Raw genomic sequence first — 21,449 nt, 5'->3', positions numbered from 1 at the left:
GCCTCCACCAGCCCCGAGGCGACGTCCATCCCGAGGGCGCCGGCGATCCGGCCGGCGGTGGCGCTGTGCACCATCGTGGCTGCCAGCACGTCGCGGGCTTGCGGCAAGAGAGGTGCATTCGACAGCTCCTCCATGCCGAAGTCTTCGGCGCAGAGCTCCTCGTTCCAGCCGGACAGCGCCCAGCGGCGCAGCGGCGCGCCGCCAGAAAAGATCGAGCAGTACACCGAGCCCCCGTGCAACAGGGGAGTTCCCGTGCGCGCCAGCTCCTCTTCGAGATGGCGGGCGTCGTAGCCGCGGTCCATCCGGACCTCGCGGCCGCGCCGTTTGTCGAACCAGGTGTAGCCGGGAATGTCGTGATCGACGCCGTAGAGCAGCCCGGCCTGGAACGCGGGTGTGCTGGTCGGCGCACCCGACCGGCACGGCGACACGCGGTAAGGACCGCGCTCGACCAGGGTGCGCAGGGTGGGCGCGTAGCCGCGCTCCATCGCGTGCTCGAGCTGCCGGCGACCGACGCCGTCGAGATGGAGCAGCAACATGCGCCGTCCCGATGGCAGCGGCGGGCGCGCTTGGCGGCCGCGGCCAGCCACGGGACGGAGAAGGTGACGGACGAGTCCCTCGACGAGACGGGAGCGCGCCGTTTCCAACACTACGCCTCCCGTTGCCGGAGGGCGCGCAGGATCCCGAACGGCAGCAGGACCAGCTCGCGGGCGAGCCAGAGCCCCGCGCGCACGGGGATGAGCAGCACGGTCGCTGCCGCTTCCGCCACATGCAAGGCTTTCTGCGCGGGCTCGGGCAGCTTGTCCAGCCGCTCGCGCGCTTTCTCCCGCAGCAAGTCGGGGGCGTCGCGCACGATCTCCCGCGCTTCGCCGATGGAACGCGGGACCCGGAAGGGGAACTCGGGCCCGATCGCACCGTCGGCGCGCGTGACGCCGGCCGCGGCTTCCAGCTCCGACGCCATTTCACGCACGACCTCGCGCGTCTCCGCTGTCTCCACGCGCTCGTTCTTGCGGAACTCGGCCTCCGCGCGTTCCGCGTCCGCGTCGCCGATGAATTCGTGGTGCTGGGTGGCCTTGCGCTCGATCGCGGACGCGCGTCGCTGATGGCGGCTTCCCTTGCCTGTCTGCTTGGACACCGCTCCCTCCTCCTCTCAGGGAAAAGGTTAGGAACTGCCGACCTTTGGCGCAATGCGGCAGGGACGAGGAAAGCGTCTGGCGAGGGCCCCGGGGGGATCGGCTAGACTCGCGCCATGGCGCTCGAGTTCGCCGGCGCGACCGACGTCGGTCGCAAACGCGACCACAACGAGGACGCGCTATTGGTCCTGCCCGACCAGAACGTCGCCGTCGTCTGCGACGGAATGGGCGGGCACGAGGCGGGCGAAGTCGCCTCCGGCATCGGCGTGGAGACGATGAAGAGGTTCTTCGAGATCGCCGGCGACCCCGACGCGACCTGGCCCTTCCGATACGACCGCAGCAAGGACGAGGGCACCAATTTGTTGGTCGTCGCCGCGCAGTGGGCGAATCAGCGCATCCGCGAGGCCGGGAATCCGCCGAACAACGCGGCGGGCAAGCGGGGAATGGGAACGACGTTCGTCGGCTGCCTCGTCCGCGACAAGAAGGCCTGGTTCGGCTGGGTCGGCGACTCGCGCGGCTACATCTACCGGCGGGGCGAGCTGCATCCGACGACGAGCGACCATTCGCTCCTCAACGAGCTGATCAAGACGGGCCGACTCTCCGAAGAGGAGGTCGAGAACTTCCAGCACAAGAACGTGATTACCCGCGCGCTGGGGATGGCCGACCAGACCGAGGTGGACGTCTCGAGCTGGGAGCTGGAGCCAGGCGACGTCTGCCTCGTCTGCTGCGATGGCCTGACCGGCATGGTCGCCGACGAGAGAATCGCCGAGATCCTCGCCAGCGAGCCCGAGCTGGGCAAGGCGTGCCAGCGCCTCGTCGACGAAGCCAACGAGAACGGCGGCGTCGACAACATCACCGTCGCGCTCGTCCGGTACACGCCTCAGTAGGCTGCCCAGTCGCGCAGGATCTGCTCGTCGAGGTCCTGCACCGCGGTCGCCTGCGCGTCGACTACCTTGCCGCCGCTGTCGAGCACGGGCTCGAGGCGGGGCGGCAGTACCGCCACTCGCCGCGGCACGTCCGCGAGCCGTGCTCCGGCCTCGGTGCGCCAGCGAGGGTCGACCTGGCTGCCGTGCCGGTCGATGAGCTCCCGCCAGCGCGCGGCGTCGTTCGACGTCCGCACTTCGTTCAGCAGGGTGACCAGCTCCTGCGCCGCCGCGCGGAATCGGGCAATGTCCGGAACCGATAGGGAGCGACGGCCTCCGGCGTGCCGCTCGATCACCGCACCCTTTCCCGTGAACCACCAGAGTTGAAGCTGCACGGCGCGCTGCCGGTCGTCCTCGAGGCGCTCCGTTTCCGGCGCGGCCGCCGTCGACGCGAGCCATCCGGTCGCGACGAACTGCGGCCAGAGAACGCGGCAGGCCGGATCGGGAAGGATCTCGGGCGCCGGCTCCCGGGACAATTCGCGCAGGGCGAGCTGCGCGAAGCGGAGCGCTGGAGCGCAGCGAAGCAGCTCCGGGACGAGCTGCGGATCGGCCAGCGCGGCGATCGCAGGATCCGCGCGCACTTGCGCCGCGGCTTCGAGAGCGGAAGCGAACAGCGCGCTCTTGCCGTCGAGGGTCAGCGCGTACGTCTGCAGCGGGCGCAAGGCCCCGTTCGCGGAAAGCAGGAAGAGCGCCTCTCCGGAGTTGCGCAGTTGCAAGCGCTCCAGCGCCTCCGTCCGTTCGGGATCCGCAATGCCGACCATCGCGCCGAACAGCGCCTTTCGACCGCGGGGATCGGCGGTCCGGTCGAAGAAACCTGCCAGCGCATCCACCAGCCCGAATGCGTCTGTCCAGGCGCGCGCAGCGGCGTCGAACTGCGCCGGGTCGCCTGAGCGGAAGAAGGCGGAGAGCGGCTCGAATACCGCGCGCTGTGGAGGCGCAGACGAGGGCAGGACGCGCTCCAGCGCGTCCGCGGCGGCGGGCAGCCGATAGATCTGCTCGACCACCGTGGTGCCCTGCTTCACCAGCCGCGAATGCAGCGGCGCCTGTTCCGTGAACCCCTGGAGATCCCGGAGCGTGACCCCTTCGTAGAAGTTCACCGCGCTCGCGGTCAGGTCGGCGCCATGCACGGTCCGCTGCGCATCGACGCGCGAATCGAAGAGCGGACCCTCCAGGGCGCGCAACGCGTACTCGAGGCGGGCACCCCCCAGGCCCAGATCCGCTCCGGAGGCGGTGGCGGCGAGAGCGGCGATGCGCAGCTCCGCCGCGCTGAATCCCGGAACTTGCTTGCGCCCGGTCTCCGCGTCGTGAAGTCCGTGGTTCAGGTACACCACTCGGGCAAAGCCGCGGATGCGGGCGAGGAGCGGCGCGGGCACGACCTGCGGCCGCGAGAGGATGCCGCGCAGCAGGCGGATGACGGGCAGGTTGCGGCGGTAGCCCTGCTCGGCGGCAACCGCGTCCCCGACAGCGCCGGCCTGTGAGGCGTACCAGGCTACCAGCCGCTGATCGCGCGGCAGCGCCGAGAATTGCGGAGCGCCAAGCGCCACGACGGCGATTCCGCTCGTCTCGCCGAGACGCGTCGCAGGCTGTGCGGCGAAAGCGGGCAGGGGTGCGGCCGGCGCCGCCGGCGCGCTGGATTGCCGAGGCTGCGCCACCGGAGAACTGGTCCGTGCCGGCGCGGACTTGCAGGCGACTGCGGCCATCGCGAGACCGGCGCCCATGCCCGCCCACCCCGACCGAGCGCCGCGGCCCATGCGCGTTGCGTACCACATCCGGCAGCGGTGGACATCCGGACCGGCGCTTGGGAAACTGCGTGGAGGCGAGGATGCAATGACGGAACACATCCATTTCGGCGACTCCACCCGGCAGGCGGCCCTCTTCGAGACCATGATCCTCGCCGCGGCCGCCGATGGCTCCGTCGACAAGGTGGAGCTGCAGGAGATCTATCGGCGCGTCTTCGAGCGCCCGGAGTTCCACGGCATCCAGGCGGACGACCTGAGGGCCGCCATCGAGCACGCCGCCCGGCGGGTGGCGGAGGCGCACAGCCTCGAGCACATCCTGCCCTCGATCGTCGACCGCCTGCCGGACAAGGCTTCCCGCGAGCTGGCCTTCGGGTTGGCGGCGTCGGTCATCGTCGTCGACGGCCGGACCCCGATGCGGGAGCTGAACATCCTCAAGGCGCTCCAGGACATGTTCGACCTCTCGGAAGAGGAGGTCGCGCGGCTCTTCGAGACCGCGCAGTCCCACGGCGAGTTCCCTCCGACCAAGGGAAAGTAGTTGGCGCTGGAGATCCGGTTCTTCATGTCCGAAGAGGACGAGCGCGAGCTCTTGCGCAGGCTGGAGCCGCTGCGCCTCGAGCTCTGGCCCGTGTTCAGCGATGCCGGATTTTCCGCGCCCCTCGTCTCCGCCGAGACCGAGCTCGCCGACGCCGCCTACTACCTCGCCGCCGGCGACGTCACCGGATATCCGATCAAGAAGGGCAAGGAGCGGGGCAAGTGGAAGATCGACGAGGTGATCTCGCCGGTGATCTACTTCTTGCGCTCGGTTCGCGACGAGGACGGGGACCTGCGCTCCGGTTGCTTCTGGGCGGAGACGGAGGCGGCGGGGGACAACCCGCGCACCGGCGGCAAACCCGTCGCGTTCCTGCGCGCCGTGCGCGAGCTGCAGGAGCTGATCAAGTCGAGGTACCGCAGGAGCTCGCCGGTGCACGGGCTGACCTACTTCGTCGGACCCGCTTGCGCGCGCACGCGCACGCCTTTGCGTGAAGAGGGCCGCAAGGGCGAACCGGTGGTGGTCTATCGCTGAAGGTGCACGCGGAACACGGTCCTGCCGTCGCGCGTCTCCACTTGGACGTCGCCCCCGTGCGCGCGGGCGATCTGCTGGACGATGAAGAGGCCGAGCCCCAGCCCGCGCGAATCCTTCGACAAGGAACCACGCCGGAACGGATCGAACACCCGCGCGCGATCTTCCTCGGCGATGGGATTGCCGCCGTTGTCGACCTCGATCTCCACGCCGGTAACGGTGCGCACGACGCGAACGCCGACCTGATCGTCCGGCGAGGCGTAGGTCACCGCGTTCGCCACCAGGTTGGAGAGAAGCTGCGCTGCGCGGTCGGGATCGAAGGAGCCCGTCACGTCGCCTTCGATCCGCAGAGCGATGGGCCGCACGGGATTGGCGGCGGAGATCTCCTCGACCACGCCGCGAGCCACCTCTCCCATGTCGGTCTGCTTGCGATGGATGGCGATGCCGCCGCCGAGGCGCGCCTGGGTGAAGTCGAGCAGGTCCGAGATCATCCGCGCCATCCGCTCCCCGCTGGAGCTGATGCGGGTAGCGGCCGCAAGCAGGCGGTCCGGAGCTTCACGCTGGCGAAGGATCATCCCGGCGCCCGCCATGATCGCGCTGAGTGGGGAGCGGAGATCGTGGCCGAGGATGCCGATGAACCGCTCGCGAAAGTGCGCCGCCTGCTCCTGCTCGACGTCGTGGTGGACGCGCTCGGTTTCATCGCGGAAGGTGACGACGGCGCCGCGGAGCGAGCCGTCCGACCGGCGCAGCGGCACCGCCGCCGCGGTGAGCGCGCGCAACGACCCGTCGGGCGCGCGATGTTGCACGACCGCGCGCGCCGTCTCGCCCCGCAGCGCCCGCGATAGCGGCATCTCCTCGGCAGGGATCTTCCGGCCCTGCGCATCGCGCATCCCCGCTCGGGCCCAGGTTTCCATCGGGGTCCCGGCACGCACGCCCATCTGCTGGGCGGCGCGGTTGACGAGGCGCAGGGTTCCGTCCGCGTCGGTCATGATGATCCCTTCGCTGACCTGCTCGACGATGGCGGCGAGCAGCTCGCGCTCCTGTTCGAGCTGCTCCCGATGCACCATCCCCGCGGTCATGTCCCGGAAGACGATGACCACGTGCGTGACTTTCTCGTCGGCGTCCAGCAGCGGGAAGAAGGTGGCGCTGATCGCCGCGCGGTTGCCTTTCTCCACTTTCACCTGCGTGAGCTCGCGCGGATCGTACCAGATGGCCGGCATGTGAATGGTCTCACCCTGGAACGCGCGGCGGATGAGCTCGAGGACGCCTTGCTTCGCGGCGATCTCGTCGCGCAGGACGTTGTACTCGGGCGGCGGCTCGCTGCCGAAGAGGTCGATGAACGCCTGGTTCACCAGGATGGACCTGCCGCTCGCCTCGTAGATCTGGAACCCGACGGGGGCGAAGGCGAAGAGCCTTTCCAGGACCGCGAGGGGGTTCGGAATCCGCGCAAGTATCGCGCGGATATGATCCAGATCCGGCATGGGATTCCCGAGTAACCCACACCAGGAGTAGACCTGTCCAGCAAGCCGCGCCTTCGTGCGGCAGCGGCTATCCCGCGCGCACGAGCTCCGCGTAGAACCGAATCGCGGCGTGCGTAGCCTTGCTGAAATCTCCCAGGTGCAGGCTTTCATTCTCGGAATGCGCGTTGGTGTAGGGGTCTTCGACGCCGATGAGCAGCGCCGGGGCGCCGCCGAGCTCGCGGGAGAAGGGCTCGACGAACGGAATCGAACCGCCGCAGCCGATGCTCACCGGCTCTTTCCCGTAGCCATCCCGCAGCGCCTTGCGTGCCGCTTTGAATGCCGGCGCGTCTCCTTTCGTGTACCACCAGCCGCCGTCGGCCTCCGGCGTCACCTCCACGGTGACGCCCCAGGGCGGATCCCGCTTCACCGCCGCGATCAGCTTCTCGCGCACTTCCTTCACATCCATGTCGGGGACGGTGCGGATACCCACCCGAGCCCAGGCGCTGTCACAGATGATGTTGCGGGCGTCCTTCCGCGAGCTGGCCTGGATGGCGTTGACGGCCAGCGAGGGTTGTCGCCAGTTCATCTCCCACGGCGGTCTGCCGCCCAGGAGCTTCGTTCCGGGGAGCATGCCGGCCTGCCTGCGGAACAGATCGTCGCTGGTGGGCAGCGCCGCGAGCGACTTCTTCTCCTCGGCGGTGAGCGGGCGCACCTTCTCATAGATCCCCGGAAGGTTGATGCTGCCATCCTCGTTCACGAGGCGCGCGAGAATCTTGCACAGCGCCATGGTCGGATCGGGTACCGGCCCACCCCACATGCCGCTGTGCACCGGCTGCTTCAGCGCTTTCACCTCGACCTGCACGGTGACGATGCCGCGCAGCGCCGTCGTGATCGACGGCAGGCCCGTATCGAAGTTGGCGGTATCGGTCAGCACGATCGCGTCCGCCTGCAGCAGATCGCGGTGCTTCTTCAGGAACGCGGGCAAAGAGCCGGAACCGGCTTCCTCCTCACCCTCCACGATCATCTTCACGTTGACGGGCAGCGATCCGTGCGCCTGCAGCCAGGAATCGATCGCGGCGATGTGGACGAGGATGCCTGCCTTGTCGTCGGCGGCGCCGCGCGCGAAAAGGCGCCCGTCGCGCTCGACGGGCTCGAAGGGATCCGGCTGGTTCCACTTCTCCTTCTCGCCGGTGGGCTGTACGTCGTGATGCGCGTAGAGCAGCAGCGTCGGCCGGCCCTTCGCCTGCGTCCATTCGCCGTACGCGTATGGATGCGCGCCCGGCATCTCCAGCATCTGCACGTTCTGCAGGCCTTTGCGGCGCATCAGATCGCACGTGGCCTCGGCGCTCCGGCGCACCTCCTGGCGGTCGAACCCTTCGAAGCTCACGCTGGGAATCCGCACGAGCTTCTTGAGCTCCGCGAGATATTCGGCCTGGTGGGAGGCATGGTGGGCGAGGGCCTTCTCGATCGCCTTGTCGTCGACGGGAGCGGGCGTGGTCATGGCGGCGGACCCTAGATCACTCTGACGGACCGCGCTACCGTAGGCGGGTGTCGAAGGCGTTTACGAAAGAAGACGATCTGACGCCCGACGTCGTCGTGCCGCAGCGGCAGAGAGCCCCCCCTCCGGAGACTCCGCCCGTGGAAAGGCTGCGCGACGAAGGAAAGGTCCGGCTCGGCGCGCGCGTCAAGCTCGAGGACGAGGACCGCAACGAGACCGAGTACCGCCTGGTCACGCCGGACGGCGCAGATCCGGCGCGCGGCGCGGTCAGCGTCGAGTCGCCGCTCGGCCGGGCCCTGCTGGGCAAGTCCGCCGGCGACGAGGTCACGGTGGAGCGCCCCCGCGGTGCGGCGCAGTACACCATCGTCTCCGTCTATTTCTGAGTGTCCGCGCGAGCGAGGAAGTGCTCGCGCAGCGCGCGGACCGTCTCCTCCTCGCGCTCGAGCGGGAACACGTGGCCGGCTCCCTCGAGCACCCGCAGCCGCGCGCCGGGGATGCTGCGCGCGAGAATGACCGAATTGGCGGGCGGCACGAGTTTGTCCGCGCTGCCGGTGAGCACCAGCGTCGGAGCGCGGATTCCCGACAGCCGGTCGAGCGCATGGTGGCGCGCGACGGCCAGCACCTGCGCCGTAGCGAAGCGCAGCGCGGTCCGCTCCGCCCGACGGAGCCATTGCACGGTTCCGTCGGGGTGCGCGGCGTGCCATTCCGCGGAGACGAGCACGCGGGCAATCCGCGCCGGAGTGGCGAAGCCGAGGTTGAGGAGCAAGAGATCGAGTTTCGTCGACAGCGAGGGCGCGGTGCCCTTGCGCCAGGATGCGAACGTGCAGCCGAGGGCGAGGGACTGAACGCGCTCGCCATGCCGGATGGCAAGCTCCTGCGCGATCATCCCGCCCATCGAGATGCCGAAGACGTGCGCAGCCGCGACGCCGGCATGGTCGAGCACCGCCGCGGCGTCGTCGGCCAGATCGCGCATGCGGTAGGCGAACCCCCGCCGCGCCGACTTGCCAGTGCCGACGTTGTCGAATACCAGCACGCGGAAGTCGCGCGCGAGGAGGTCCGGCAGGCGGTCCCATGCGCGCGACGAGAGCGCGAGGCCCATGATCAGGAGCACCGGCGGCTTGGCGGCGTCGCCGATCGACTCGTAATGGAGCGCGTGCCGCCCGCGGTCAAACAGCGGCATGCAGCTCGTCCAGCGCCGTGTGCATCGCCTGCGCCAGCGCGGGAAGATCGCGGGCGGCATCCGCATCGCCGAGAAGGCCGGCCCCGACCTCTCCGTGATAGCTGAGCAGCGCGATGCCGACGGCCTGCTGCGCGGCCAGCGGCACCTGCGGGTAGCAGCGCAGCATCTGCCGCCCGAGCAGATAGAGGGGGAACTGCGGCCCGGGAACGTTCGTGACCACCAGGTTGAACATCCGCGTGACGGCCTGCAGCCGCGCCGCCTGCGCGATCAGCTGCGGAGGAGCGAAGTCGCCCAACCGCGAAAGCGCGTGGGCGCCGACGGCCGAGCCGCTCTTCTTCACGTTCATCATCGCCTCGTGCACCTTCCTCAGACGCTCGGTCGGGCTCGCCTCGGTCAGTGGCAACGGGCAAAAGACTGCGGATACCTGGTTGCCGTAGGTTCCGCGCTCCTTGCGGGAGCGCATGCTGACCGGGACCAGCACGCGCAGATCGGCCGCCGCCGCGGCGCCGCGCGCCGTCAGCCAGATGCGCAGCGCGCCGGCGACGGTGGCGAGGATGACGTCATTGACCGTTCCACCGCGCGCCGCGCGCACGGCTTTCACTTTGGCGAGCGGAATGTCCACCATCTCGAAGCGACGGTGGGGGCCGATGGCCACGTTCAGCGGCGACTCCGGCGCCCGGCCCATCGACACCACGTCGACGAAGGGCTTGAACCCACTGAAGAGCCGGGCGACCAGCTTCGCGGCCTCGCTGTTCGGTTCCAGCGCTTCTCTCGCCATGCGCAGCGGACTGGAGAGCTGCTCTTTCACCGAGCTGAAGAGCAGCGCCGCCGGCCTGGGAGCCTTTCTGGGTTGCCAGGACGGAGGCTTCGGAGGTGGAGCGCTTTCCGGCTTTCGATCCATCAGCACCGTGGCGAGGTCGACGCCGGAGATCCCGTCGAGCATGCAATGGTGCGTCTTGCTGACGATGGCGAAGCGCGATTCGCCCAGGCCCTCCACCAGCCACATCTCCCAGAGCGGCTTGTCCCGATCGAGCGCCTGCGAGAACAAGCGGCCGACCAGCTTCTTCAACTCGGCTTCTCCGCCCGGCGCCGGCAGAGCGGTGTGGCGCACGTGGTACTCGAGGTCGAACTGAGTCTCGTCGATCCAGACCGGCCGGCCCTGCTTGAGCGGAACGAACATCACGCGCTGCCGGTAGCGCGGGACCTTCTCCAGCCGCGCCTCGATCAGCGCGAGGAAGTCCCGATACGGCGGCGGTGGGCCCTCGAAAATGGCCACGGCGCCGACGTGCATATGGGCGCTGCGATCCTCGATTTCCAGGAACAGCGAATCGAGGGTGCTGAGGCGCTCGTACCAGGTATCCATGCCCTCGCTAGACTAATTGGTGAACGCACCTGTTGCAGAAGACCGCTGCCCGATGCATGTAGCAGCCCCTGATGATTTCCGCACCCGCGCCCCGTCCCATGACGCTCACGCAGAAGATCCTCGCGGCGCACGCGCGGAACCTGCCGCGGCCGTGGGTGCAGGCGGGCGACGTCCTCCAGGTATCGGTCGACTGGACCATTGCCAGCGAGCTCGCCTGGAACGGGATGGAGCGGACGTACTCCATGCTCGGGCGCCCGAAGCTGCACGACCGCGACCGGTTCTTCCTCGCCGTCGATCACACCGTCGACCCGGTGACGCTGGCGACCGACAAGCGGGCGCAGAAGCTCGTGCAACTGTCCCGCGACTTCGCCAGGGAGAGCGGAATTCGCCACTTCTACGACGCGAACCAGACCATCCTGCACACGCGGTTCTACCGGGACCTGGTGCGTCCGGGAGACGTCGTCCTGGGAGCGGACAGCCACACATCGTCGCACGGCGGACTCGGCGCGGTCGCCGTCGGGCTCGGCGGCGCCGACATCGTGGTGGCCATGGTGCTGGGAAGCTCGTGGATCCAGGTGCCGGAAGCAATCGCGGTCGAGTACTCGGGAGCGCTTCCCTTCGGCATCGCCGGCAAGGACGTCATCCTCCGCACGCTCGGGCTCCTCGGTCGGAACACCGTGGCCATGGAGCGGTCCGTCGAGTACCGCGGCGAGGGAGTGCGCCAGCTCTCGACGGACTCGCGGTTCGCCATCGCCAACATGACCGCCGAGTTCGGCGGCCTGAACGGAATCTTCGAGGCGGACGAAGTCACGGCGGCATGGCTAGCTGGCCGGGCCGACGCGGACGATCCCCAGGCGGCGCAGCCGATGCGGACGTTCCGGGCCGATGCCGGAGCGCCCTACGCGCAGACGTTCGAAGTGGACCTCGCGAACCTCGAGCCGCAGGTCGCGGTGCCGTTTTCGCCGGACAACGTCAAGGGCGTGACCGCGCTCGCGGGAACGGAGCTGCAGGGCCTGTTCATCGGCGCCTGCACGACCACTGAAGAGGAGCTGGTGCTCGCCGCGCTGGTGTTGGAGGCGGCGGGAGTTTCCCGGCCCGGCAACGACAAGCAGATCGTGGTGCCCGGCGATCTGACCATCCAGGAAAACCTGCGCCGTGCCGGCCTGTGGTCGATCTACGAGCGCGCGGGTTTCCGCGTCGATCCTCCGGGCTGCTCGATGTGCCTGGGCGTCGCATCCCGAAAGGCGGGGCGGGGCGAGAAATGGCTCTCCTCGCAGAACCGAAACTTCGAGAACCGGATGGGAGACGGTTCGCTCGCGCACCTGGGCAGCGCCGCGACGGTGGCGGCGAGCGCGCAGCAGATGAAGATCGCGGATCCCCGGCCGCTGCTCGCGCGGATCGACCAGGAGAGGTTCCGCCGCATCCTCGCCGAGCGCAAGCCGCGGCGGCAGCCGGAGATCCAGGTGGTGGACCCGCAGATCCACCTCGCCAAGCGGGGCGCGACCGCCGTGTCGGCCAGGCAGGGGCGGGCCGCGGACCGGCAGCGCGCCGGAACGGTGCGCTCTCGCGTCCAGCGCTTCGGCGACAATGTCGACACCGACGCGATCATTCCCGGCCAGTTCTGCCATCTCACCGCGCTTTCCGAGCTGGGCGCCAAGGCGTTCCACTTCGTGCGGCCCGACTTCGTGCAGAAGGCCCGCGACGGGGCGCGCGTGATCGTGGCGGGCGAAGGCTGGGGCTCGGGCTCGTCGCGGGAGCAAGCCGTGCTGGCCCTCAAAGGCGCGGGGATCGAGGCCATCGTGGCGAAGAGCTATGCCTTCATCCACAAGCGCAACCTGGTGAACGAGGCGCTGCCGTTCCTCGTCGTGCAGGATGCGCGCTTCCACGAGCTGGCCAGGGAAGGCGAGGAGATCGAGCTCGACCTCGCCCGCGGCGCGGTGCGGATCGGCGGCGAAGAGTTCGCTGCCGAGGAGCCCTCGCGCATCGTCCAGGCCCTGGTCGGGGAGGGCGGAATCGTTCCCGCCATCCAGCACCACGGCACGGCGGTCTTCGAAAAGCTCACTGCGTAGATTCGATCTCCACGCCGGTGGCGAGCAGGAAGCGCGAGACCATGTTGTAGCCGGCGATGGTGCCGACCAGTTCGATCACCTGTTGGTCGGGAAGCAGGGAGCGCACCTTGTCGATGGTGGCCTGCTTCACCTGCACGTCCCGGGTCATCTCTACCGTGAGCTGCAGCGCGGCCAGCTCGGCGGGATCGAAGAGCTTCGGGTCGGCTTTCATCGCCCTCAGCGCGGCGAGCTGCTCCTTCGTGCCGCCGGCCTTGAGGAACTCGGGCTCGTGCTGCGCCCACTCGTACTCCGCCTTGTTGAGCACGGCGATGGCCATGATGGGGATCTCGCGGAGCTTGCCCGGAAGCGCGAGCTGCCCGCGGATGGCGGCGAACATCGTGTTCCAGCCCTTGGTGAAATTCGGGCTGTGCAGGAGCATCCGGTCGAGGTTGAGCAGTTTGCCGCCGGGGCGCCGCGATTTGATCGCCTCGAGCAGGTCCGGCGGACCTGCCTTCGCTTCATCGATGTAGGGGATCCCGGTCTTCGACACGGTCTTTGCCTGGGAGGGAGAGGAGAGCAACGCCGCGAGCAGCAGGAGGGTCGTCATGTGCGCTACTGTCGCACAATCCGCACGATGCGATCCTTCTCGGGCCCGCATTCGCCGCGCCCGTCGCAGTTGCTGGTCGAGACCCACAGCTCGCCCGACGGAGTCATCGCGATCTCGCGGAGCCTCCCCAACTTCTGGCGGAAGTAGACCTCGTGCAGCTTGACGCTTCCGGCCTCCAGCACCACGCGGTGGAGGTGCTCAGCCGCGAGCGAGGCGACCAGCACGTTCCCGCGAAGCTCCGGGATGGCGGTGCCGCGGTAGACGGCGACGCCGCCGGGTGGCAAAGCGTGCGACGACCAGGCGATGACCGGCGTGACCATCCCCTGGCGCGTCTGGCATCCGTAGATGTCGGGCCAGCCGAGATTGTCGGCCTTGTGCGCGAGATTCACTTCGTCGTGCGCGTAGTGGCCGAGAATCTCGCCGCTCGGTCCGTGGTCGACGATCACCAGTGTGCCGTCATCCAGCCAGTCGAATCCTTCAGTGTTGCGGATTCCGAGAACCCAAGGCACTGCCTTGCCGTCCGCATCGACGCGCAGGAGTTTCCCGTTCGGGCTGTTCGGATCTTGCGAGCGCGAAGGATGGCGAGCATCTCCGGTGCCGACGTAGAGCGCGCCGTCGGGTCCAAAGCGGATCCGCCCGCCGTCGTGATAGCGCGCGGCGGCGATTCCGCCGATCACGACCGTCTCGAGGACCGCGCTGCGGTGATCCTTGGCGAGCTTCCACCGCTGCAGCTGGTTCTCGGGCCCTGGCGCGGTGAGGTACAGGAACAGCTGCGAGTCGTCCCGCGGGTTGACGGCGATGCCTAGCAGTCCTCCCTCGCTGCTCTCGGCCGTCTTCACCGTGAGCACCGGATCCGGCGCCAGCTTGCCGCCGTGAAGCAGGCGCACGCGCCCCGGTCGCTCGGAGACGAGGACGTCCCCTCCCGGCAGGAATGCGAAGCTCCACGGGACCTCCAGGCCGCTCACCACCGTTTCCGCGCGCAGCGGCAGCTTGCCGTCCGGCCCCCAGGTGTCGCTCTTCTCCAGGACGCAGGCGGCGATCACCGCAAGCAGGATCATCGGCGGAGCTTATGCCGCGCGCGCCGCTACCGGCGCCAGCGGTTCGGATGCAGCTTGTGGCATGGCCACTACAAGGCGACAGAAGGCGGCGGCGAGGCGCAACATCAAGAAGGCGGCTGGCGCCGCGCGCAGGAAGAGGACGATCAGCAGGCTGCCGAAGAGGACCCGCACCGCTCTCGGGAAGCAGGCGAACAAGGTGAAGCGGCAGAAGCGGCGTTAGGAGGCGCGCCGGATGGCTTCGCCGTCGAGAGCGGCGTCCACCACGTGATCGTTCTGCTCGAGCGCGAGGGGCGGCTCCGGCTGGAGCTCCCGCGGCTCGTCCACCAGGACCTCCCGCGCGACCCACGGCGTGGACTCGAACGAAGGACCATGCGCGGGCTGGGTCTGGGGTTGCCGCTCGCTCTGCCTCATAGGGGTGCGAATCACACCCGCAACCACCGCGGGAGTCAAGGCTTGCCGCGTCGCCCGCGCGCCCCTACTCTGCGCGCCCCATGACCCAGCGCATCGCCGTGATTCCAGGCGACGGAATCGGGCCGGAGGTCGCCCGCATCGGCGTGCGCGTCCTGGAGAGCCTCGGGCTGCCGCTGCAATTCGAGTGGTTCGACTTCGGCGCCGAGCGATATCTGCGCGACGGCACCACGCTGCCGCCGGGCTTCCTGGAGACCCTGCGCCGGGACTACGCGGCAGTGTACTTCGGCGCGGTGGGCGATCCGCGCGTGCCCGGCAATGAGCACGCCAAGGGGATCCTGCTCGCAATGCGCTTCGAGCTCGACCTGTACATCAACCTGCGCCCCTGCATCCTCATCGACGACCGCTTGAGCCCCCTGAAAGGCAAGGGGCGCGATCAGCTCAAGTTCGTCGTCTTCCGCGAGAACACCGAGGGCCTCTACACCGGCAGTGGCGGGGTGCTGAAACAGGGGACGCCGGACGAGGTGGCGCAGGAGATCGAGATCAACACGCGCAAGGGCGTCGAGCGCATCGTCGAGGCGGCGTTCGCCTACGCGAAGCAGCGCGGCCTGCGGCGCGTCTGCATGGCCGACAAGGCGAACGTCCTGCTCTTCGGGCACGGACTCTGGCGCCGGACGTTCGCGGAAGTGTCCCGGCGGTACCCGGGGATCGAGGCGAAGGCGATGTACGTGGACGCGCTGGCGATGGATCTCGTCCGGCAGCCGGAAGCGTACGACGTGATCGTGACCAACAACCTGTTCGGCGACATCCTCACCGATCTGGGCGCTGCGCTCACCGGCGGTCTCGGAATCGCCGCGAGCGGCAACATCCATCCCGGCCGCGTCTCGCTCTTCGAGCCGGTGCACGGCAGCGCCCCCGACATCGCCGGACAGGGCAAGGCGAACCCGCTGGCGATGGCGCTCTCGGGCGCGCTGATGCTGGAGCACCTCGGGCATCGCCGCGAGGCCGAGCGCGTCACGCGGGCGGTCGAGGATCAGATCCGCAATGGAGCGCGGACGCCGGACCTGGTGCCGTTCCTGGGCGGGCCGGCGTCGACGACCGATCAGGTCGGCAGCGAGCTCCTGGCGAGACTCAACGCAGCGCCTTGAAGAAGATCGACGTGGCAGCGGGCGCCCCATCCGCGATGCAATCGAGCAGGACATCCGCCAGCTTCCCCGCGCTCACGACCGTTTCGTCCGCTGAGAGCGCCCGGATCACTGCGGCGTCGGGAGCCCCTGACCGGTCTCCAGCAGCGACTTGAGGCTGGAGATCACCCACTGCCATCCGTTGGTGCTGACGTGGCTGGCCGTCTTCGGCGCATCGCTGACGTCGTGGGTGACCGACAGCTTGCACATCTCGCCGCGCTGATCGATCAGGTATGTCACGCGCGAGAGCTCCTTCGAGAGGTCGGGATTGTAGAGGACGCGCCAGGTGATCACCAGGCGCCGCAGCGGATCGCATTCCAGCACCTTGCCGTCGACGTCGCGCCTCCCCTCCGGGCTGCTGGAATACCACTCCGATCCCGGCTTCCAGTCGGAATGGATCTCCTCGCCGAAGAAGTACTTCTTCGTCACCTCGCCGTCGGTGAGAGCCTGCCAGAGCTTCTCCGGCGTGGTGCGGATGAACAGCTCGTACACCTGGATCTCCGCCATCTTGACCTCCAGTCGCGACTTCAGGTCGCTGAGCGCGGCCGCGAACGGCGCGCGGTACTTGCTCACCCAGCGGTCGTGGACCAGCCGGATGGGCATCGGGTTGAGGTAGTGCAGCTTCTCGCGCCCCTGCCGGCGCGAACTGATCAATCCCGCTTCCTCGAGGACGCGCAGGTGCTTCATCACCCCGAAGCGGGTCATGTCGACGCGCTCGCACAGCTCGCCCAGCGTCTGCCCGTCCCGCCGGAACAGTCGATCCAGCAGCTTGCGCCGGTTGGGGTCGGCGAGGGCCTTGAACACGTCGTCCATTGCCCCATTATGTGACTAAATAGTCACATGTCAACCCGCTGCGAAATGGTTATGCTCCGGCACCCGTCCTACGGAGCCAAACGATGAAGCCCATTCCCACCGAGCTCGTCTTCCTGTCCGCGCGGCGCACCCCCTTCGGCACCTACGGCGGTTCGTTGAAGGACATCTCCGCCACGGAGCTCGGCGTCCACGCGGCGAAGGCGGCCCTCGCGCAGTCCGGGGTGAAGCCGGAGGACATCGACAACGTGGTCTTCGGCAACGTGGTGCAGACCAGCCCGGACGCCATCTATCTCGCGCGCCACGTCGGGTTGCGCAGCGGCATCCCGCAGCTGGTGCCCGCCCTGACCGTCAACCGCCTCTGCGGATCGGGATTCCAGGCCGTCGTGGACGCGGCGTTGGAAATGCTCGCCGGTCACAGCGAGTGCGCGCTGGTCGGGGGAACGGAGAGCATGTCGCAGGCGCCGCACATCGCCCGCGGGATCCGTTTCGGGGTGGCCCTCGGGAAGTCGCCGAAGCTCGAGGACTCGCTGTGGGAGGCGCTGACCGACAGTTACACCGGGCTGCCGATGGCGATGACCGCGGAGAACCTGGCGACGAAGTACTCCATCTCCCAGAAGGACGTCGACGAGTACAGCGTGCAGAGCCAGAAGCGGTTCGCGGCGGCGCAGGAGGCGGGGCGGTTCGCGGACGAGATCGCGCCGATGGACCTGCCGGGAAAGAAGGGGACGACGATCCAGTTCGCCCGCGACGAGCACAATCGTCCGGACACGACCGTCGAGAGCCTCTCCCAAGGTGTTCAAGAAGGACGGCGTCATCCACGCCGGCGCGGCCAGCGGCATCTGCGACGGCGCCGCCGCGCTGGTTCTGGCGACCCGCCAGTTCGCCGAGCGCAAGGGGCTCAAGCCGCTGGGCCGGCTCACCGGCTGGGGCATCTCGGGATGCGACCCTTCGATCATGGGGATCGGTCCGGCCCCCGCCATCCGCCGCGCCCTGCAGCGGCACGAAGCGAAGCTCTCCGACTTCGACCTGTTCGAGGTGAACGAGGCGTTCGCTCCGCAGTACCTGGCGGTGGAGAAGGATCTGGGCTTGCCGCGCGACCGCACCAACGTCGACGGCGGCGCCATCGCCGTCGGGCACCCGCTCGCCGCCTCCGGTGCACGCATCACCGCCCACCTGCTCTACGAGATGCGGCGAAGGGGCGTGCGCCGCGGCATCGGCTCCGCCTGCATCGGAGGCGGGCAGGGGATCGCGCTGCTGCTCGAGACCGCATAGGATCGATCCGCATGCGCGAGCAGGACCTCTTCCACGACTGGAACGGCGCGGCGGAGCTGGGGCAACTCGCGCACGTGGAGGTGCTGGACGAGACCCTTCGCGACGGCATCCAGAGCCCTTCCGCCGTGGATCCGCCTCTCGAGGCGAAGATCGAGATTCTTCACCTGCTCGACGAGCTCGGAGTCGCGCAGCTCGACATCGGCCTTCCCGGCGCAGGCGCGCACCAGCGCTCGGCGGTGAAGCGGCTCGCGGAAGAGAAGCGCGATGCGCGGCTGAAGATCCGCGTCAACGTCGCTTGCAGGACGGTGGTCTCCGACATCGCGCCGGCCGCCGAGCTGCAGCAGGAGACCGGCGTTCCGCTCGAGGTCTACGCGTTCATCGGCAGCTCGCCGATCCGCCAGTACGCGGAGGAGTGGGACGTCTCGTTCATCGAGAAGCAGTCGGTGGAGGCGATCTCGTTCGCCGTGAAAGAGGGTCTCGCGGTCACCTACGTGACCGAGGACACGACCCGCAGCAAGCCGGACGATCTGCGGCGGCTGTTCCTCAGCGCCATCGAAGCTGGAGCGAAGCGGCTCTGCCTCTGCGATACGGTCGGCCACGCCACGCCGGAGGGTGCCCAGGCGCTGGTACGCTTCGCCCGCGAGGTGGCCGGGCCGCAGATCGGCCTCGACTGGCATGGGCACAACGATCGCGGGCTGGCGCTGGCCAACGCGCTGGCCGCGGGGGCCGCCGGCGCGACGCGGTTGCACGGTTGCGCGGCGGGCATCGGCGAGCGCGTGGGCAACACCGCCTGCGATCAGCTGCTGGTGAACCTCAAGCTGATGGGCCATCCCGTCTACGGGGCCCGCGACATGTCGAAGCTCGTGCGGTTCGTCCAGCTCGCGGCGCAGGCGACAGGGCACAAGCTTCCCGTCAACTACCCGGTCTCTGGAGCGGATGCGTTCCGCACCGCCACCGGCGTCCATGCCGCCGCCATCATCAAGGCGCAGCGCAAGGGCGATCGCTGGCTCGCCGACCGGGTCTACAGCGGGGTCCCGGCGGAGCAGTTCGGCAAGGAGCAGGAGATCGAGATCGGCCCCATGAGCGGCCTCTCCAACGTCAAGCACTGGCTGGCGCGGCACGAGATTCCCGCCGACGAGCCGCTGGCAAAGGCGGTGCTGGCCCGCGCCAAGGCGAGCAACCGCACCCTCACCGAATCCGAAGTGGCGCAGATCGTGCGCGAGGTCCGCTCATGAGCGTCGTGCCGTTCACGGGAATGAAGATCTTCTCCACCACGCTGGCCCGCGATCGCGAGCAGATGAGCGACAACATCACCCGCTGGCTGCACGACAACCCGCAGTTGGAGATCGTGGACAAGATCGTCACGCAGTCCTCGGACAAGGAATTCCATTGCCTGACGATCACGCTCTTCTACCGCGAGCGCGCGCGAACCTGAGCGCTTACACTCCCAAGGCAGATGAGCCCGCGCGGCCAGCAGGCGATGGGGTTCGGGGTCCCTCCACTCACGCGCGGCGTGAAGTGGCTCGGCGGCGCAACGCTGGCCATCTCCGTGCTCGCCGCGGTGCTCGGCGATACTGGCGAGAGATTGAAGATCATCGTCGCGTTCACTCCAGCCCGTTTCTGGCACGGCTGGGTGTGGCAGCCGCTGACGTACACTTTCCTCAACCTCGATCCGATCAGCCTGCTGTTCGCGCTGCTCGGCCTGTGGCTGCTCGGCGCGTCGCTCGAGCAGATGTGGGGGACGCGGCGGTTCATTACGTTCTACATGGTCACCGGCGCGACTGGAGCGCTGGTGACCGGATTGATCGGTTTCCTCCTCGGTCCCGTCTGGCTGAACCCGTACTTCGGCAATTGGTCTTCGCTGGAAGGCCTGATCGCCGCGTTCGCGGTGCTGATGCCGACCGCGCGGATCTTCCTCTACTTCATTCCTGTGCAGGCGCGCTGGATGTTGCCGATCTCTGCGGGGATCACGCTGCTCTTCATGCTGATGGGAAGCTGGGTTGCTTACCTGCCCCAGCTTTTCGGCCTCGGCGCCGGGGTGCTGTTCGCCGGCGGGGTGAGGCCGCAAAACCTGCTGCTGCGCACGAAGGTGTGGTGGATCGATCGCAAGCTCCGGCGGAGCAAGCTGCGCGTCGTGCGCGGGAAGGACGACGAGGGCGGCCCGTTCACCGGGACCGGTAGCGGCTCGGACAAGTATTTGCACTAGCCGCGGCCGCCCGAAGGCGGCTTAGCGGCTACGCTTTAGAATGTACACTACCCATCTTTGATGTCCGAGGTCGCCTCGCGGGCCACGTAGATCCGGTGCGTGTTCTTTCGCGCCGCGTCCAGGGGCACCAGGAAGAAGCCGTGCTTGGCGTCGGCGCCGTCGCGGATGCCCTCGATCACGCGCCCGTCCGCGAACGTCACCCGGACCTTGCCGCCGTCGCCCGCGTGCGCCGGCTCGCCCGGCGCGAGCATGAAGAAGATCGCCTTCACCTCGGCGCGGTAGATCGCTTCCGGCTCGCCTCCGCCTTGCGGCACGAGCGGGAACTGCGACTTGGAGAGATCGACGTCGCGCATGGTGCCGCGCAAGGTGCGGCCTCCGCGGGTGTGGACCGCAACGCGATGCTCGCCGTCGACTGCCATGGCGTTCACGGCGGCGGGGCGCCAGGCGGCGAGCGGCTGAGCACGAGTCTTGGCTGGCTCGCCTGTCGCTTGCGGAAGATCCGGATCGTCATCATCGATGGCCACGGGTCGCAGTACCTCCTCGGGCGCCGCCAGCTCTTCGGGCGGGCCCAGATCGTCGTCGTTGCTTCCGAGCGAGCCTCCGGCGGGAACGCTGCCGAACAGATCGTTCGCAGCGCCCGGCACGGCGGCCATCGGTTCCGAATCGAGCTGCTCGAGCGCGCTGGCCCCGACGGCGGGAGCGTTCCACGCCGCCCCGGTCCGGGGCGGCGGGGCAGCCGTCTGTGGCTGCGACGCCGGCTCGGCCTCGAAGATCGGGACTTCCCACTCCCCGGTCGTCGCTGGCGCGGGAGCTGCCCACTGTGCATCGGAGGGAGGCGGGGTCCACTCTGTTTCCGCGGCGCTGGAGGCTGGCGCGGACCAATGCGAGCTCTCTGGCGCAGGAGGAACAGCACCCCACCCGTCATTTGCGGCCTCCGCGGAAGGCACGGGCGCCGACCAGTCCGGTCCGCTGCGCAAGGAGCTCCAGTCGGTCAGGGGCGCTTCAGGCATCGCCGCAGGCTCGGGCTTGCGCACTTCTTCCCAACCCTCGGGCGCCGTTTCCGCCTGCCATTCCTGCGCAGGTTCCGCAGGCGCGGTGGTCCAGGTGTCGTCCGGCGCGGGAGCCTGGTTTTCTGGCGCGGCCGGCGCGCGCATGTCCCAGGCATTCGTCGCGCCCGAGGCACTGACAGGGGCCGCGAATGTCGCCGTGGTCTCCGGTACGGGCTCGCTCCACGGCGTCGGGGCAGATTCCGGAAGCGGTTCAGGAGGCGGGGACGACGCCGGCGCCGGCGGCGTCTCGTCTGGTTCGTGTGCCTTTGCGTCCGCCGAAATCCGCCGCGGCTGGGAAATGCGGTGCGCGCGCAGCGGACCGCGCATGCCTTCGGACCAGTCACCGGCCAGCGGATCCACCGCCGCGCGCGCGGGCAGAGCGTCGTCCGAGAACGACGGCGGAGCGGGCGCACGGGGCTCGGACATGTCCGCGGCAGGATACCAGACGCGT

The 21,449-nt window shown here is 68.9% G+C and carries 20 protein-coding genes and 1 pseudogene; 10 read left to right on the top strand and 11 right to left on the bottom strand.

Going from position 1 to position 21,449, the window contains the following annotated elements; all coding sequences use genetic code 11:
- Nucleotides 1-646: 646 nt before the first annotated feature.
- The gene (locus E6J58_11580; protein TMB37257.1) at nucleotides 647-1,132 is read right to left on the bottom strand and encodes a hypothetical protein; all 486 of its coding nucleotides are present in this window, start codon (nucleotides 1,130-1,132) and stop codon (nucleotides 647-649) included.
- Between the two features lie 114 nt (nucleotides 1,133-1,246).
- Between E6J58_11580 and E6J58_11575 the strand changes: the two genes are divergently transcribed.
- A complete protein-coding gene (locus tag E6J58_11575) occupies nucleotides 1,247-2,017 on the top strand; it encodes a Stp1/IreP family PP2C-type Ser/Thr phosphatase (protein TMB37256.1) in 771 nt (256 codons plus the stop codon).
- On the opposite strand, the gene E6J58_11570 is transcribed toward E6J58_11575, so the two are convergent.
- Nucleotides 2,011-3,939 (bottom strand): hypothetical protein, encoded by a 1,929-nt coding sequence (locus E6J58_11570; GenBank protein TMB37255.1) that lies wholly within the window; start codon nucleotides 3,937-3,939, stop codon nucleotides 2,011-2,013. The genes E6J58_11575 and E6J58_11570 overlap by 7 nt on opposite strands.
- Here E6J58_11570 and E6J58_11565 point away from each other — a divergent pair.
- Entirely contained in the window at nucleotides 3,770-4,327 is a 558-nt protein-coding gene (locus E6J58_11565) for a hypothetical protein (protein ID TMB37254.1), read from the top strand. The genes E6J58_11570 and E6J58_11565 overlap by 170 nt on opposite strands.
- Nucleotides 4,328-4,855 carry a hypothetical protein gene (locus E6J58_11560; protein ID TMB37253.1) on the top strand — a complete coding sequence of 176 codons (528 nt, stop codon included), beginning with the start codon at nucleotides 4,328-4,330 and terminating at the stop codon, nucleotides 4,853-4,855.
- Here the strand turns inward: E6J58_11560 and E6J58_11555 are convergent.
- Both E6J58_11555 and E6J58_11550 read right to left on the bottom strand, forming a co-directional pair.
- Nucleotides 4,846-6,483 (bottom strand): PAS domain-containing protein, encoded by a 1,638-nt coding sequence (locus E6J58_11555; GenBank protein TMB37252.1) that lies wholly within the window; start codon nucleotides 6,481-6,483, stop codon nucleotides 4,846-4,848. The genes E6J58_11560 and E6J58_11555 overlap by 10 nt on opposite strands.
- On the bottom strand, nucleotides 6,401-7,813 hold the full coding sequence (locus E6J58_11550; protein TMB37251.1) for a M20/M25/M40 family metallo-hydrolase: 1,413 nt from the start codon (nucleotides 7,811-7,813) through the stop codon (nucleotides 6,401-6,403). Before E6J58_11550 ends, E6J58_11555 begins: the two co-directional genes overlap by 83 nt.
- Nucleotides 7,814-7,860: 47 nt before the next feature.
- On the opposite strand from E6J58_11550, the gene E6J58_11545 reads away from it, so the two are divergent.
- Complete coding sequence (locus E6J58_11545; protein TMB37250.1) at nucleotides 7,861-8,193, top strand: GreA/GreB family elongation factor; 333 nt, start codon at nucleotides 7,861-7,863, stop codon at nucleotides 8,191-8,193.
- Here the strand turns inward: E6J58_11545 and E6J58_11540 are convergent.
- Together E6J58_11540 and E6J58_11535 are read right to left on the bottom strand one after the other, a co-directional pair.
- Nucleotides 8,184-9,056, bottom strand: a complete 873-nt coding sequence (locus E6J58_11540; GenBank protein TMB37249.1) for an alpha/beta fold hydrolase — start codon at nucleotides 9,054-9,056, stop codon at nucleotides 8,184-8,186. The two genes, E6J58_11545 and E6J58_11540, sit on opposite strands and share 10 nt — an antisense overlap.
- Nucleotides 8,977-10,353, bottom strand: a complete 1,377-nt coding sequence (locus tag E6J58_11535) for a wax ester/triacylglycerol synthase family O-acyltransferase (GenBank protein TMB37248.1) — start codon at nucleotides 10,351-10,353, stop codon at nucleotides 8,977-8,979. Before E6J58_11535 ends, E6J58_11540 begins: the two co-directional genes overlap by 80 nt.
- Nucleotides 10,354-10,451: 98 nt before the next feature.
- On the opposite strand from E6J58_11535, the gene E6J58_11530 reads away from it, so the two are divergent.
- Nucleotides 10,452-12,422, top strand: coding sequence for a 3-isopropylmalate dehydratase (locus tag E6J58_11530; protein ID TMB37405.1), 1,971 nt, complete (start codon nucleotides 10,452-10,454; stop codon nucleotides 12,420-12,422).
- Here the strand turns inward: E6J58_11530 and E6J58_11525 are convergent.
- The 3 genes from E6J58_11525 to E6J58_11515 form a co-directional block, all read right to left on the bottom strand.
- Nucleotides 12,412-13,008 (bottom strand): carboxymuconolactone decarboxylase family protein, encoded by a 597-nt coding sequence (locus E6J58_11525; protein TMB37247.1) that lies wholly within the window; start codon nucleotides 13,006-13,008, stop codon nucleotides 12,412-12,414. The two genes, E6J58_11530 and E6J58_11525, sit on opposite strands and share 11 nt — an antisense overlap.
- Before the next feature lie 5 nt (nucleotides 13,009-13,013).
- Complete coding sequence (locus E6J58_11520; protein TMB37246.1) at nucleotides 13,014-14,066, bottom strand: PQQ-dependent sugar dehydrogenase; 1,053 nt, start codon at nucleotides 14,064-14,066, stop codon at nucleotides 13,014-13,016.
- A 216-nt stretch (nucleotides 14,067-14,282) separates the two neighbouring features.
- On the bottom strand, nucleotides 14,283-14,477 hold the full coding sequence (locus E6J58_11515; protein ID TMB37245.1) for a hypothetical protein: 195 nt from the start codon (nucleotides 14,475-14,477) through the stop codon (nucleotides 14,283-14,285).
- Between the two features lie 80 nt (nucleotides 14,478-14,557).
- Here E6J58_11515 and E6J58_11510 point away from each other — a divergent pair, with 80 nt between their 5' ends.
- The gene (locus E6J58_11510; GenBank protein TMB37244.1) at nucleotides 14,558-15,622 is read left to right on the top strand and encodes a 3-isopropylmalate dehydrogenase; all 1,065 of its coding nucleotides are present in this window, start codon (nucleotides 14,558-14,560) and stop codon (nucleotides 15,620-15,622) included.
- A 105-nt stretch (nucleotides 15,623-15,727) separates the two neighbouring features.
- On the opposite strand, the gene E6J58_11505 is transcribed toward E6J58_11510, so the two are convergent.
- Nucleotides 15,728-16,471: a metalloregulator ArsR/SmtB family transcription factor gene (locus E6J58_11505; protein ID TMB37243.1), complete on the bottom strand. Its 744-nt coding sequence runs from the start codon at nucleotides 16,469-16,471 to the stop codon at nucleotides 15,728-15,730.
- Nucleotides 16,472-16,554: 83 nt separating this feature from the next.
- Between E6J58_11505 and E6J58_11500 the strand changes: the two are divergent.
- The 4 genes and pseudogenes from E6J58_11500 (at nucleotide 16,555) to E6J58_11485 (ending at nucleotide 19,949) form a co-directional block, all read left to right on the top strand.
- Nucleotides 16,555-17,743, top strand: a pseudogene (locus tag E6J58_11500) (acetyl-CoA C-acetyltransferase).
- 11 nt (nucleotides 17,744-17,754) lie between these two features.
- Complete coding sequence (locus E6J58_11495; protein ID TMB37242.1) at nucleotides 17,755-18,978, top strand: 2-isopropylmalate synthase; 1,224 nt, start codon at nucleotides 17,755-17,757, stop codon at nucleotides 18,976-18,978.
- Complete coding sequence (locus E6J58_11490) at nucleotides 18,975-19,178, top strand: hypothetical protein (protein TMB37241.1); 204 nt, start codon at nucleotides 18,975-18,977, stop codon at nucleotides 19,176-19,178. Before E6J58_11495 ends, E6J58_11490 begins: the two co-directional genes overlap by 4 nt.
- 21 nt (nucleotides 19,179-19,199) lie before the next feature.
- A complete protein-coding gene (locus tag E6J58_11485; protein TMB37240.1) occupies nucleotides 19,200-19,949 on the top strand; it encodes a rhomboid family intramembrane serine protease in 750 nt (249 codons plus the stop codon).
- Between the two features lie 47 nt (nucleotides 19,950-19,996).
- Here E6J58_11485 and E6J58_11480 read toward each other — a convergent pair whose 3' ends face one another.
- Nucleotides 19,997-21,424, bottom strand: coding sequence for a hypothetical protein (locus tag E6J58_11480; GenBank protein TMB37239.1), 1,428 nt, complete (start codon nucleotides 21,422-21,424; stop codon nucleotides 19,997-19,999).
- Nucleotides 21,425-21,449 lie beyond the last annotated feature (25 nt).

It is taken from the genome of Deltaproteobacteria bacterium, assembly GCA_005879535.1.
Taxonomy (GTDB): Bacteria; Myxococcota; Myxococcia; order Myxococcales; family 40CM-4-68-19; genus 40CM-4-68-19.
Note: the sequence above shows the minus strand (reverse complement) of the source record. Positions and strands in the feature narration are given on the sequence as shown.